Source organism: Schlesneria paludicola DSM 18645 (assembly GCF_000255655.1).
Taxonomy (GTDB): domain Bacteria; phylum Planctomycetota; class Planctomycetia; order Planctomycetales; family Planctomycetaceae; genus Schlesneria; species Schlesneria paludicola.
This window is the reverse complement of the sequence record NZ_JH636434.1, coordinates 665,768-678,971: the sequence shown is the minus strand read 5'-3', so window position 1 is coordinate 678,971 and position 13,204 is coordinate 665,768. Positions and strand designations below refer to the sequence as shown.

Annotated in this window: 12 protein-coding genes and 1 pseudogene; 3 read left to right on the top strand and 10 right to left on the bottom strand. The window is 53.0% G+C overall.

Annotation, left to right across the window (positions count from 1 at the left end; translation table 11 throughout):
• A partial coding sequence (locus OSO_RS51295; protein WP_010582123.1) for an integrase core domain-containing protein occupies positions 1–349 on the top strand: 349 nt, incomplete at its 5' end.
• Between the two features lie 149 nt (positions 350–498).
• Here the strand turns inward: OSO_RS51295 and rnk are convergent.
• The 6 genes and pseudogenes from rnk to OSO_RS52480 all read right to left on the bottom strand — a co-directional run.
• Entirely contained in the window at positions 499–915 is a 417-nt protein-coding gene (gene rnk / locus OSO_RS0103315) for a nucleoside diphosphate kinase regulator (RefSeq protein WP_010582122.1), read from the bottom strand.
• Between the two features lie 546 nt (positions 916–1,461).
• Entirely contained in the window at positions 1,462–1,830 is a 369-nt protein-coding gene (locus tag OSO_RS0103310; protein ID WP_010582121.1) for a hypothetical protein, read from the bottom strand.
• Positions 1,831–1,950: 120 nt separating this feature from the next.
• Complete coding sequence (locus tag OSO_RS0103300; protein WP_010582120.1) at positions 1,951–3,351, bottom strand: sigma-54-dependent transcriptional regulator; 1,401 nt, start codon at positions 3,349–3,351, stop codon at positions 1,951–1,953.
• A complete protein-coding gene (locus OSO_RS0103295) occupies positions 3,344–4,660 on the bottom strand; it encodes a two-component system sensor histidine kinase NtrB (protein ID WP_237729251.1) in 1,317 nt (438 codons plus the stop codon). Before OSO_RS0103295 ends, OSO_RS0103300 begins: the two co-directional genes overlap by 8 nt.
• A 288-nt stretch (positions 4,661–4,948) precedes the next feature.
• The gene (locus tag OSO_RS49635) at positions 4,949–5,491 is read right to left on the bottom strand and encodes an IS5 family transposase (RefSeq protein WP_237729250.1); all 543 of its coding nucleotides are present in this window, start codon (positions 5,489–5,491) and stop codon (positions 4,949–4,951) included.
• A gap of 59 nt (positions 5,492–5,550) precedes the next feature.
• Positions 5,551–5,757, bottom strand: a pseudogene (locus OSO_RS52480) (transposase); the annotation flags it as partial.
• Between the two features lie 410 nt (positions 5,758–6,167).
• On the opposite strand from OSO_RS52480, the gene OSO_RS41960 reads away from it, so the two are divergent.
• Positions 6,168–6,410 (top strand): YegP family protein, encoded by a 243-nt coding sequence (locus OSO_RS41960; protein ID WP_010582116.1) that lies wholly within the window; start codon positions 6,168–6,170, stop codon positions 6,408–6,410.
• 125 nt (positions 6,411–6,535) lie between these two features.
• Entirely contained in the window at positions 6,536–7,144 is a 609-nt protein-coding gene (locus OSO_RS52475; RefSeq protein WP_010582115.1) for a universal stress protein, read from the top strand.
• Positions 7,145–7,428: 284 nt separating this feature from the next.
• Here the strand turns inward: OSO_RS52475 and OSO_RS41950 are convergent, their stop codons facing one another.
• The 4 genes from OSO_RS41950 to OSO_RS0103250 all read right to left on the bottom strand — a co-directional run bounded on the left by OSO_RS41950 (position 7,429) and on the right by OSO_RS0103250 (position 13,155).
• On the bottom strand, positions 7,429–8,766 hold the full coding sequence (locus OSO_RS41950) for a carbohydrate porin (protein ID WP_010582114.1): 1,338 nt from the start codon (positions 8,764–8,766) through the stop codon (positions 7,429–7,431).
• Between the two features lie 313 nt (positions 8,767–9,079).
• The gene (locus tag OSO_RS0103260) at positions 9,080–11,545 is read right to left on the bottom strand and encodes a glycogen/starch/alpha-glucan phosphorylase (protein WP_010582113.1); all 2,466 of its coding nucleotides are present in this window, start codon (positions 11,543–11,545) and stop codon (positions 9,080–9,082) included.
• 142 nt (positions 11,546–11,687) lie between these two features.
• Positions 11,688–12,416 (bottom strand): LOG family protein, encoded by a 729-nt coding sequence (locus tag OSO_RS0103255; RefSeq protein ID WP_010582112.1) that lies wholly within the window; start codon positions 12,414–12,416, stop codon positions 11,688–11,690.
• Between the two features lie 139 nt (positions 12,417–12,555).
• Positions 12,556–13,155: a histidine phosphatase family protein gene (locus OSO_RS0103250; protein ID WP_010582111.1), complete on the bottom strand. Its 600-nt coding sequence runs from the start codon at positions 13,153–13,155 to the stop codon at positions 12,556–12,558.
• Positions 13,156–13,204: the final 49 nt, after the last annotated feature.

The following is a 13,204-nucleotide window of genomic DNA, read 5'->3' as shown; positions in this document are numbered from 1 at the left end:
TTGCGTTGAGGCCCTGGAGGAAGCGTTACAGCATGGCCGACCTGAGATCTTCAACACGGATCAGGGGTCTCAATTCACCAGCCAGATCTTCACCAAGCGACTGGAACAAGAATCGATCGCCATCAGCATGGACGGCAAAGGACGAGCGATTGACAACGTCATGATCGAACGTCTGTGGCGAACCGTGAAATATGAGAACATCTACCTCAAGGAATACACGACGGGAGCCGATTGTCATGAAGGATTGAAGGCGTACTTCCAGTACTATCGCCACGAGCGACCTCACCAGGGATTGGCCAACCGCACGCCCTGGCAAGCCTATCAAATCCCTCGCCCCAGGGCCCGGTGAAGACCATCTAAGAAATGGCTCCCGGTGGTCCGAAAAACGGGGTCCACTTCAATACAGCCTTCAACATCAGCTCTACGATTGTCGATCGACAGGTCTTGGAAGCGCTCGTTCCAAATTCGTTGCGTCACCGCAACGCACGAAAATGCGGGCTACACAAACACACCAGTCCGCTCAGGCTGAAACACCACTTCTTCGATTCGAAATCGAGTCAGCCCACTCGGTACCTGCCATTGAACGAGGTCGCCCTGCCGGTAGCCAAGTATGGCCGTTCCAATCGGAGCCAGGACCGAAAGTTTACCGATGGCAATATCCGCATCCCGTGGATACACGAGTGTGTACGTATTGAGTTCTTCGCTGTGAACGTCTCGAATTCGCACCGTCGAATTCATGGTCACGACGTCTGGAGGGATTTCATCAGGATTCAAAATAAGCGCTCCGTTCAACTCTTGGCGAAGTGACTGCAGATACGGTTTGTCACCGAATGCCATTGCGAGTTCGCTGAAGAAGAGGCTTTCCAAATGGTTGTGATCGGCTTTGGTAATGATGATCTGTCGTTTCGCAGACACGATGTAACTCCTAGTTGATTGGATGTCGTATAGCCGGCAGTCGTGACCATTCAATACGCTGACGCTGGCACGAAGTTCTGCAGATATCAACCTCAGCGGTTGACTACGAAAACACGATTTCGCAGTCGTTCACATCCCGAAGAGAGAGAGGGCAGGTACATTTTTCCGGTGAAATCGGAAGCGACTGTGAATCGACTAGAGCACTATTCTCTTTGTGCAGGAAAATGAGCCAGTCCCCGGGCTGTGAACCGTTACCATGATTTCTCAACGAATTCGGAAAGCCTGCTCCGTTAACAGCCTGTTGAAGCAATGGGGGACAGGCACCTTGGCGTCTACGGTGTCATGGCGGTGTTAAATCTGGCCGGAGCCAGTCCCCGTTACTTCAACAGGCTGTTAACTGATCATTCTGCGAGATATTCATGTTTCCGGTTGTTAAGTGTTTCAACATGCTTTACGGGATTGCTGAGGACTAAATCACGTACAACGCAACTAGTGGGCCAATGAATCCAAACGTGCGAATTCGAAATAAAAAAGCTGATAATCGTCCTAACCGCTTCCGTCTAACGTTCCGAGTTGGCAGCGATCGTCAACCATAGGTGACGATCGACAATCTGCGTTGACAATAGTTGGGCTGTCGTGTTCGGTATGGACGATCGAGAATTCAAGACGCTTATCGCCAATCCGCAGCGACAATCGAGTTTTCGGAAAGTATCGATGTTTATTCCCAAACTGTTTCGTTGCATGCAACGCCAGTTGGATGTCGTAATAGCTACGCGAGAGACCACAAACGAAGATGCTTCCATCGTCCATAAGATCAAATTCAAGGTTGCGAATGCGTCCGTGAGTTCCGCGGTGAATTGCTGCTCTGAATGCGTTGAGTGACGCGTTGCGTTCGCTCCATTGATCGAGAGTCATGACGTCCATCCCTGGGTTGGAAGTGATCGGTAAGAAGCACTTCGCGGCTCTTGGCAAACTGCGTGCCGTTGCTATGGCGTATCCCCTCGCGAAAGTGAGTCGCGGCTGTGTGTTATGATGTCATCGGCGAAAGTTCGCTGGATCGAGACCATGTCGACTCAGCAGTTTATGAAGACCCTGCCGCGAAAGGCCTGCTGCACGGGCAGCATGTGAAATATTGCCATCATGTTTTGTGAGTAGCGCAGAAAGATAGCTGAAATCTGCATTATCCAACGCTTCCTCACGCGAGATTTCCGCGATCGCAGAAACCAAGGGCGGCTTGGACCGTATTGATTCCTGAAGGGGCTTCGGCAGGTCTGAAAGCTGAACCGTTTCCGTCCGCGACAATGCGACTGCACGCTCGATGACGTTTCGCAATTCTCGAATGTTTCCCGGCCACTCATAGCTGCGAAAACAGTCGACTACTTCGTCGTTAAATCCCGTCACTCGGCCATTGCCGGATTGAAGTTGTTTTAAGAAATGATGAGCCAGTTGCAGCACATCATCTCCGCGGCTTCGCAATGGCGGCAGCTCAATATGGATTACACCCAGTCGGTAAAAAAGATCCTGCCGAAATCGTCCAGCACTGACTTCGTCCTGCAAATTGCGATTCGTCGCGCAGATGTAGCGCGTGTCAACTTGTCGAGGTTCGCTCTGTCCTACGGGTGTGAATGCCTGTTCCTGCACTGCGCGCAACAGCTTGGCCTGTGATGCAAGGGGGAGTTCTCCCAGTTCGTCAAAGAAGGCCGTGCCCCGATGACTTCGCGCCAACAAGCCTTCTTGATCTCTGACGGCGCCTGTGAACGAACCTTTAATATGTCCAAACAAGACGGATTCAAAAAGCGATTCGGGAACCGCCGTGCAATCGATCACCTGGAAATTGTGCTCCCTCCGGTGTCCGTGTTGATGAATTGCCTGCGCAATGACTTCTTTGCCTGTACCGCTCTCACCTGTAATTAAAACGTTGGTATCGGTTTGCGCGACTCGATCGACGACTTCCAGAAGTTCCATCATTGGTTGGCTCCGACCAATGATTGTAGAAAACTTCGACGACAGTCCATCGATATCTGCTTGAGTTGGAACGGATTCGGCTGGCGACTGCGCTGGTCGCTCCAGCACGCGTCGAACGCTGGCGAGAAGATCTTCGAACCTCACCGGTTTGAGCAAATAGTCCGCGATGCCCATGCGAACGCTTTCGATCGCTGAAGGCAACGTAGGCACACCGGTAACCACGATCAACGGGATATGCGGCCATTCGGTGCGGCCTTGTCGCAGCAATTCGAGTTGCAAATTGCCGGGCATATTCAGATCGGACAAGATCAAGTCGAACGACATGCATCGAAGTTTTGCGAGGGCGGTATCCCCGTCCGGAACGCATTCGCATTCATATCCTGCTTTGCGGAGCAATTGACCGGTTGTCCGCAAATAGAGCGGCTCGTCATCAGCGATAAGAATGCGCTTCGTTGTTCGTGAGTCATTCATTGCTGGAAATCCGGCGAGGAAGCGTCACTGTGAATTTTGTGCCTTCAGTATGAGTGCTTTCAACTGCGATTGCGCCTCCCATCGCTTCGGCCAAGCTTCTCGACACAGAAAGGCCAAGCCCCATGCCTTGGCGGGTGCCGGCCTTTGTGCTGAAGAAAGGCTCAAATATTTTCGCACGATTTTCCTGCGAAATACCTTCTCCGTGATCCGTCACTGAGATCGTGATCTGCTTATCAAATGTGGAAATGTCAATTGATACAACGCTCAACGGCCGTGATGCCTGTACTGCGTTGCGGACAATATTTAGCAGAATCTGTTTCAATTCGCCTTCCCGCAAGACGACTTCTGAGAATTCAGGACGGGCATTTCCCGCGCTGTTCGTACTGTTCACGATCACGCGCACGTTCGCCTTCGCGGCCAACGGATTCAGCAGCAAGACAACGTTCGCGACAGTTTGGTAAAGATCAAACGTCGTCGGAAGCTGTTGGCTGGGACGATACATCTGATACATCTGGTGTGTAATCGAGCTGATCCGTTCAATCTCACTATCAATCAGTTCGAGTAGCTCATGGTTTTCGTCGTCGCTGGACACATTCGATTTGAACAAGGCGAACGCGTTACGAATTCCCGCCAACGGATTGTTAATTTCATGGGCCACCCCCGCTGCCATTTGCCCCAGCGCGGCGAGCTTTTCCATCTTAAGTCGATGTTCTTCCAGCTGGGCGATCTTTGCCGTTCGTTCTTGAACCAGCTGTTCGAGATGCTGGTTGTGAAGCCGCAGTTCTTCACGCAGGAGGTGACGTTCTGTGATGTCGCGTATACTCGCTCGATATCCGAGGTACAGCAATGATTCGTCGTACATCGGCTGCCATGAGATGGCAGCCCAGTGTATTGATTCATCGCGATGAACAAGCTGAAATTCTACATCGTTGCCGCTTCCTTCTGCCTTCGCGTCGCGCAACAAATCAATCAGCTTGTGCCGGTCGCCAGAGGCGACCATCTGAAGCGGATAGTCAGCCATCTTCAGGCATTCATCGGGGCGGTAACCGGTCATCCGCTCGACCGCCGCGTTGACCCAAAGGACTTTGCCGGCTGGTGAATGCCAGCTTTCCCAATCATAAGTGTAATCAGCGATCAGCCGAAACACGTAGTTATCTATGTGATTAGCATCTTGTTGGTGTGTTTGCATTTCATTCATCATTGCGTTCATTTTCTCAATCGAGACTTTTATATCAATTGAAGCAGAATTACCAACAGACAGATTAGTATGACGATAATTTGGCCGAGCAATTGTTCTCTTGGAGTCCATCTTCCGCGACGATCATGATCGTCGCGTCGATCGCAATTATTCGAAACAAGATCATACCTCGACATGATATGTTCCTCCCAAATCGTGAAAATGGGGCCCAGTTGGATCTGACGAATCAACAACGCAATCGGCGTGCCGTGATCATTTTGAGCATTCCTAGCAAGTTTCTGCCCTTCACTCTGTTCCCGCATGGCGACGGTGTCAACCGCCGGCGACACAAGCGGGATGGCATCTAACGTTTGTTCTCACTTCTGGAGCTAATGAAGAAACGGCTCACTAGAGAGCATTTCATAACCGCCTCATTGTAATGAGCGCGCAGGCAAGATGAATCCATCCCGTAAATCGAGCCAGTGTGGTTTCGTAGCGGACGACAGTACGACGGAAATTATGGAACCAGCTATGGGTTCGCTCGACTACGAATCGTCGGCGATATCTGCGACAGGCACGCCCGTCTTGAGTGGGCGGCTTCTTACGGCTTTTACGATGCGGGCAAACCAACTCGATGCCGCGTTCGTTCAGTAATCGATTGCGAAGTGGATCACTATCCGCCGCACGGTCATAGATGAGATGTTCGGGGACTTGATGTGGAATCTGAAGCCGATCCAGCGTTGGCTCGATCAACTTCACTTCGTTGTGATTGGCACTGGTCAGATGGACGGCGAGAGGAGTTCCGTTCGAATCGACAACATCGACAATCTTGGTTCCCTTGCCACATTTCGTTTTGCCAACTCCGTCTCCCCCCTTTTGGCTCGTGCGAACCAAGCGTCCGCCGCAGCCTCCGACCAATCGATTTTGCCACGCTCCTGCAATTCGTGCAGGAGTTCGAACCAAAGTCCTTCGAAGATGCCCATTCGAGTCCATTCATCGAAGCGCCGCCAGCACGTGCTCGGGGATGGAAAGCACTTTGGTAACTTTGACCACTGGCAACCTGTAATAAGTACATACAAGATTCCCTCCAAACACGCGCGTGACGAGTGGAAAGGGCGCCCACCGCGAGGTTGCTCCTCGGGGGCGGGAATCAGGTGCGCGATGCGATCCCATTGTGCGTCAGTGAGATACGTATATCCGGCGAGATCAATCTTGCGTGTGACTGGCATGAGCGAAACTCCTTTCGCTCTGACTGGTACGCAGTTTCCTTGCCAATACGCGTTATGAAATGCTCTCTAGCCAGATTCTGGCGAGTCGAACAGCATTCATGGCTCTGAACATTCGTAGTTTCACAACGAGCAGTAACCGTTCGCAGCCTGAAGAGGCAGGGGGGCCAGGCACGTTTTCGCAATTCAATTTGAGCCCGTGGTATATCGACTAGGAGCATCCTTCCGTTTACCGCGGGAGAATGTGCCAGTCGCCGGCCTGTAAACGGTAACAAGCGAGTGACTCCACTGGTACGCGAATTGCAAATGATGCAAGTGTTCGACTGACTGAGACGCTTCGCAGCACCGAATGGTGTGGTCAAAGTGGCGATTCCCAATTCACGTGTCTCATCGTGTTCAAAGGAGAATCTGCAATGATGTTCTACGTTTATCGAGATGAAAACAGGCATTGGCGCTGGCGACTCATGACAGTGAGCAAGCAGGTGTTGGCCGAATCTCCAAAGGCATACCATCAGAAGGACGACTGCCGTGCGGCCATCCAGCTGATGAAGAACTGTGGTGTGGCGCGTGTCCATGAAATCCCGATCCAGATGTCTCTTGAGCAAGTTCTCGGATCTCATCTTGTGAAAGTTGTACCTTCAATGAACGATCTCTAGCACTGTTCGTGATTCGTGTTGTTGGAGGAGCACTTAGCACCGATGTATTGATCGCTCCATCCGTAAACTCCAGTGGCGGTGATCCAGGAGTGTGCAGGAATAGAAAGCCTTTGAGGGATAAAATTATGATTCATTTCCGAACCATCCTTCACCCGACCGATTTCTCAGAGTCAGCCATGTATGCGTTCGGGGTGGCTTGCGCCCTTGCGAGAGTTTCTGATGCCAACTTGCTGGTTGTCCACGTGGCACCCAGCCTATACCGTCCGAAACGACAGCTCCGTAGAGAAAATTACGAGGCACTATGTCGGCTCACGTGCGGTGACTCAACTGTGAAAATGCACCCGTTACTCCTTGAGGGTGATATTGCCCCGAATATCGTTAGCTCGGCGATCGAGCTCGACTGCGACCTGATCGTGATGGGAACGAGTGGGCGCACGGGCGCTAGGCGGCTGCTTCTGGGGAGTGTGGCTGTGGAAGTTAGAAAAGACGCGCCTTGTCCAGTTGTCGCCGTCCAGTTGCCGAATCGGGCGGGCTGGGAGTTGCCAGACTTTGCGGATGCACATGGCATGGCCTATCCAAGCTCGACGTCGACAAAATCACCGCTCACTCACAGGCCGAAGGATCGGTCAAGTCATTCCATCGCAACGGCACCCTTCTCTGATTGCCGCGGGGATCGGAGTTCGTGGGAATCCTTCGATGCCGTTTGGTTTCGGCGGCCCGTCAACGATGACTGATTTGACAGTCTGTCCGATGTCGGTGGAGGTATCTATTCGAAGCCCATTTGCCGTGACGTGGTGGCCGTATACTGTCTTCGTACCTTAGAGGCTTGGCAGGGCGCGAAGTTGAGGCGAATCAGATCGTCCGCAGGCGGAATTCAAGGTCAATTCTTTGGCCGCTCGATGCGGCAATGGAACGAAGCCGGTATGCCAAGAATAACCGTCTCGATGTCAAATCCGACTGCTCGACAAGTATCATGTGTGTTTTTTTTGGAAAACTGTCCGTGACAGAACGTCACTCATTAGAAGTCGATCTTGGCACGCAGACCGACCAGCACCGATGTCTCTGCCCGGTTGCGAAACGGAGCAATCACTTGAAGATCGGGCGTAATTTGGCACCACGAAGTGACTGCCACGTTGTAGTACAACTCGGCACCATACTCATCACCAAGTGACACCAAGTTCGTGGCGCGAGTTTTCAGACTGTCACTCACCCCGATGTAGAAATAGGCGATGCCGAATGTGTCCGCTTTCCGTCCTGGGATCGAACTCGTACCGCTGATTCCGGTATTGGCAAACCATCGAACTGGACTGGGGTTCTTATCGGCGATTCCAAGATTGCCGAACACTCCCCACATCCGTTGAGGATCGTCGGGTGATACATAGACCGCCTGATCAACGTTGTAAGTCAGGCACCACGATCCCTGTACTGGTGTCGACAAGAACACCACGCCGACAACCGGATCGAGGTATGCGGTCGGCGTCAGGTCCGAGTAGGTCCCACTGCTGTACGTTCCCGAAATGCCCTGGTGTCCGGGCTTCTCGAAAAGTGTCGTCGGAACAGTCCCCTGTGCGTAGGCCGTTGCCCCGTTGTTGAAGAGCGTATTGAATCCACTTACCGTTGGTGAGTTGTTGGTGTCGTACACTGCAACCTCAAACACCCGTTCCGTGTTTTTCAGGTATGCGAAACCGGCTCCGATCGTCGAGTACGGAATCGTACGGGCAAAGACAGGGTTGTAGATCATTGCGGAGTTTTGAAAGCCATTCAGAGGACCGGCTCCAGTCAGTGGTTGCTTGAAGTCGTCGAGCGTATTGATCTTTCCGGCATAGACCAGTAGTTCCTCAGACAAGACCTGAGTGAACTTCACACCCGTCAATCCAGTCACGGTTCCCGTCGAGAGTGGCACAGACAACATCAGATTCACTGGCGACAGGGCTCCAGTCAGCGAATTGCCAGACTCACCATATCGTGTCTCGCCGTGCAGCATAAAAGATGCCCCGTTCCAGAGTCCGGCCTTCTCGCCATCCAGGTTCATTAAGTAATCATTGCGTCCCCCATATTGGAACTCTTGCTCCAATCCTCCATGGGTGGCTCCCTGATAGAATTGCGTGGTGCTGAAATCCAACGTCAACCCGCGACTGGCAATCACCGCTCGTGAACCGAACCAATCTCCGCTTAGGTTCGGCCACTCAGCAGGTGATTCACCCGATGACAACAACGTGTTCGACGTGACACCCGGTCTCTGAAGCGAGCTCTCGATCGGCAGTTCTTGGGCAAACGCCATTGCGGCCACGATGCTGACAGCAACGGCAAACAGAATTTGGGCCGCGGAATGGACGAATCGCGCGCTCGTTGGCATCGAACAGTTTTCGTTGCGGGAATTAACGAACCTTCAGGCGTACCGCCTCCTAAATTAAATCGAATCGCAGATATCGATTTAATGATGCGGTATTTATGAACAAGTCGACCCGGTTGCGCGCTGCTGGCCGATCGCAACGATTATGACGATGATGCCGCTTCTACAGTGGTTCGAGATGCGCGATGATGAACGCGATAGCCGCAAGATCTCGTCCAGGCTAGCTGACGGATCGCGAGCATTGTTACTACGCAACCGGCCGAAACACAAAGCAGAAAGCATCCTTACACGCGTGGAGACGTCCTGATTGTCGTAGTCACACCACGGGACCCGGCTTCACTTGCCAGATTTCAGAGGCGTATTCAGCGATTGTTCGGTCGCTGGAAAACTTTCCGGAGCAAGCGACGTTTAGAATGGCCTTCTGGGCCCATGCATTCGGATCAGCGTACAGTTCACCGACTCGCTGCTGTGCAACTGTGTAGGAGGTCAAGTCAGCCAAGTGCATGTAATAGTCGCCCCGCTCTAGAAGCATTTCACGAATCGGCGCGAAGATTCCCGGCTCATCAGGGCTGAAGTAGTCATCGAAGATCAGATCGAGAGCCTGTCGAGTCTCGACGTCGTTCTCATAGTGCCACTTTGGGTTGTACCAGTCGCGGCTATTGAGAACCTGTTCGGTCGTGAGTCCAAAAATGAAAGCATTCTCCTCGCCCACCTCTTCGACAATTTCAATGTTAGCTCCGTCCTGAGTCCCCACAGTCAGCGCTCCGTTCATCATGAGCTTCATATTGCTCGTACCGCTGGCCTCGAAGCCAGCGGTCGAGATTTGCTCTGAAACATCGGCCGCGGGAATCAAGGATTCTGCGAGCGTGCAAGAATAGTTCGGCAGGAACTCGACCCGAAGCTTGCCGTGGACAGCTGGATCAGCGTTCACAACTCGGCCGATGCTGGTTATGAGCTTGATGATGACCTTGGCGAGATGGTACGCAGGTGCGGCTTTTCCCGCGAAAAGGATTGTTCGCGGCGGTATATCCAGTTTCGGATTCGACAACAGGCGGTTGTACCAGATGATCACCTGAATGGCATTCAAGAGTTGCCGCTTGTATTCGTGAATTCGTTTGATTTGCACATCGAAGAGCGTATCAGGATCGAGGCTGATGCCGTCTGTGGCCTTGATCCAATCTACGAAGCGAACCTTGGCCGCGCGTTTGGCCGCAAGGAACTTGTTTCGGAACCCGGTGTCCTGTCCCAGAGGGGCAATTTTATGAAGAAGAGATAAGTTCGTTTCCCAACCGTTGCCCACTGCACTGGTCAAGAGTTTCGCCAAATTGGGATTGGCAAGCAGTAGCCAACGACGTGGTGTCACACCATTCGTTTTGTTGTTGAACCGTTTGGGAAACAGTTCGGCAAAATCAGGTACCGTCTTGGCGCGGAGCAATTTCGAGTGAATTGCCGCGACGCCATTCGTACTGTGGGTACCGACAATGGCCAGACTCGCCATTCGGACCTTAGGATCCGGCCCTTCCTCGATCAAATTGACTCGGGACAACTTCGCGTCATCCCCGGGGCACTTCGACTGAACATCGCCAAGAAAGCGTCGATTGATCTCGTAAATAATTTCCAGATGTCGTGGAAGTAGGGCTTCAAATAAGTGCACCGACCACTTTTCCAAGGCTTCGGGTAGCAGCGTGTGATTCGTATATGCGAGGGTGCGAACGGTCAGATCCCACGCTTCATCCCAGCCCAGCTTGGCGTCGTCGAGTAGGATTCGCATCAACTCTGGGACCGCCATCGCCGGATGCGTGTCATTGAGTTGAATGGCGACTTTATCTGGAAGCGAGGACCATTTGTTGCCTCGTCGGCGGAATCGAGACACGATGTCGGCCAGCGAACAGCAAACAAGGAAGTACTCTTGAAGGAACCGCAGTGATCGGCCATGTGAGGTTGAATCATCGGGGTAGAGAACGCGTGTTACGGATTCTGCCAGAGTCTTGTCGGAAACTGCGCCGAAAAAGTCACCGCTACTGAATTCGCCGAAGTCAAAAACGGAGGGAGTCGTGGCCTTCCAAAGGCGCAGTGTGTTGATCGTCTTGCCCCCAAAACCAACAACGGGACGATCATAGGGGACACCAAGCAAATGTGTCGGGTGGCCTCGGCGGACAATAATTTGTCCACCTTGAACTTGAAATGACGAACCAAGTGGAACAGATGCGGTCTCATGTGGACGCGCCACTTCCCATGGGTCAGGTCGATTCAACCAAGGATCTGGCTGTTCGGACTGGTACCCGTTCGTGATTTCCTGCCGAAAGATCCCGTAGTCATAGCGAAGACCGTAACCAATTGCGGGAATTTTCATCGTTGCCAGCGATTCGATGAAGCACGCAGCCAGCCGCCCAAGCCCGCCGTTCCCGAGCCCCGCGTCGGGTTCCTGCTCGATCAATTCGGTGAGATCCACTCCCTTTGAATTTTGAAATTCTTCGACAATAGGCTCCAAAAACAGGTTCGTGATGTTGTTGGCCAGAGTTCTGCCGATGAGGAATTCCATCGAGAGATAGTAGACTTGCTTCGGATTGACTCGGTCGTAAGTTTGCGACGTCTTCAACCAGCGCTGGGCGAGCACATCGCGCACTGCCCCGGCGAACGCCTCAAACTGTTCGCGGGGGGGCGCCGCTTTGGGATCGATGACATGGTCCAAAACCAGCCGCCGCTCGAACAAAGCATCGCTCGTGCCGGTAAAAGTCACTGGTCCGCAACCGTAAAGTGCATGCAGGTCATTGTGTTGCATGATCAATTCTCGGGGTGAGTAGATGGAGCAAGTCCGACCACATAACAGCCGGTAGAAATAAGGGAGTGAAAGCACTCTTGGGCGTCAGAATGTTGTACTGCTCTTGGGCCAGAGTGCAGGTCATTCCTGCGAATTCAACAGGCTATGATCTCTGCCGTTGTTTCCACTGGACGTGGTGGTCGCGTATAGCCTGAACAATCGATGCTGCGTCGGGCAAAATCTGAGGGATCTTGAGGTCCGCTGGACTGACGAGCGGGTTATTGGGTTTCAGCATTTGGCCATTGGCCCATTCGAGCATGCCATCCCAAAAGTGCCCAGCTAGAATTAGCGGCGTATCGTGAAGATGCCGAACTTGGAGGAGCTGCCAGACCATCGTCATTTCCAGAATCGTGCCGACGCCCCCCGGGCAGATAATGAACGCGTCCGAGACGAGGACGAAATGATGCAACCGTGTGAAGAATGTCTTGTGCTCAAAAGCGTCGGTCACGAATGCATTCACGTCTTGTTCAAATGGCAACTCAACACGAATCCCAATCGACTTCTGGTGCTGACCATCCGGATCGGCGATTTTCGCTCCTTCATTTGCCGCCTGCATCAAGCCCGGACCACCTCCCGTGACGATGTCGCAACCGAGGCGAGTGAGTTCGGCGGCGACGTCTCGAACGGCTCCATAAATCCAATCGGAAGGATCAATTCGCGCAGACCCGAAGATCGTCACTCGGTAACGCTCCCTTTTCGTGGGACGTAGCCGAGTCAGGTTATCCACCGTTTCCCAAAGTCCCATAACCGATTTAGTGAGAATGTCGAGTGCGGCTGTTTCGTCCGAAAGCAGCACTTCTGCGCCGCCGGTCGATGGATGATCGATTGTCATTCCAGTTGCTCCGCTCAGGTACGTGGGCGTTCACGATAGTCATGGTGTTTTGAGTTGGGGCAGAGTCCGTCCACTTTCTTTCAGCAGACGACTGCCCTACGAAATCGCTCACCGGTTGGCACGCTGTGGGCATCAGGATTCACTCCCGCGGCTCGCTCACATAATTCCACAATCGGATGATCGGTTCATTTCGACTTTCATGCTCGAACCCGAGCACACCGATACTTGCAGGGCGGCAGAAGAAGGCACGTCCGGCCGCTGGCCATAACCCAAACCACCGGGCGGCGATCATTCGGATGATATGGCCGCTAGAAAATGCCAATACGTCGCCTGGGATACTTTGAACCTTGGCGATAAAACGGTCTGCCCGGGCAGCAACTTGTTGGGGCGATTCACCGTCTGGACAGCCGTCGCGAAATAGCTCCCACCCCGGCCGATTCTTCAAGATGTCGCTGGTGAGCATTCCTTCGTAGCGACCGTAATCCCATTCGATCAGATTGGGATCGAGTTCTGCGACCCTTCCAAATCCGGCCAACTCGCATGTCTTCGAGGCCCGTTGCAATGGGCTCGTGAAAACCTGGACAAAAACCAACCCCTGGAGCCGCACGCCCAATGCACGTGCGTTGTCCTCGCCCCGTTCATTCAATGCCAGATCGGTTCGCCCTGTGTGCTGGCGTGATTCCGTCCAAGCTGTGTCGCCGTGCCGTGCTAAATAGAGCTTGGGCAAAACGGCTTCCATCATGCGTCTCCTGAAGATGATTTCAAGTCGCCTTGCACCAAGCGAATCG

Coding starts and splice junctions, on each gene's coding strand:
- OSO_RS0103250 (WP_010582111.1), bottom strand. CDS start 13,155: ATGGAAGCCGTTTTGCCCAAGCTCTATTTAGCACGGCACGGCGACACA.
- OSO_RS0103255 (WP_010582112.1), bottom strand. CDS start 12,416: ATGACAATCGATCATCCATCGACCGGCGGCGCAGAAGTGCTGCTTTCG.
- OSO_RS0103310 (WP_010582121.1), bottom strand. CDS start 1,830: ATGACTCTCGATCAATGGAGCGAACGCAACGCGTCACTCAACGCATTC.
- OSO_RS0103260 (WP_010582113.1), bottom strand. CDS start 11,545: ATGCAACACAATGACCTGCATGCACTTTACGGTTGCGGACCAGTGACT.
- OSO_RS0103300 (WP_010582120.1), bottom strand. CDS start 3,351: ATGAATGACTCACGAACAACGAAGCGCATTCTTATCGCTGATGACGAG.
- OSO_RS52475 (WP_010582115.1), top strand. CDS start 6,536: ATGATTCATTTCCGAACCATCCTTCACCCGACCGATTTCTCAGAGTCA.
- OSO_RS41960 (WP_010582116.1), top strand. CDS start 6,168: ATGATGTTCTACGTTTATCGAGATGAAAACAGGCATTGGCGCTGGCGA.
- OSO_RS41950 (WP_010582114.1), bottom strand. CDS start 8,766: ATGCCAACGAGCGCGCGATTCGTCCATTCCGCGGCCCAAATTCTGTTT.
- OSO_RS0103295 (WP_237729251.1), bottom strand. CDS start 4,660: ATGGACTCCAAGAGAACAATTGCTCGGCCAAATTATCGTCATACTAAT.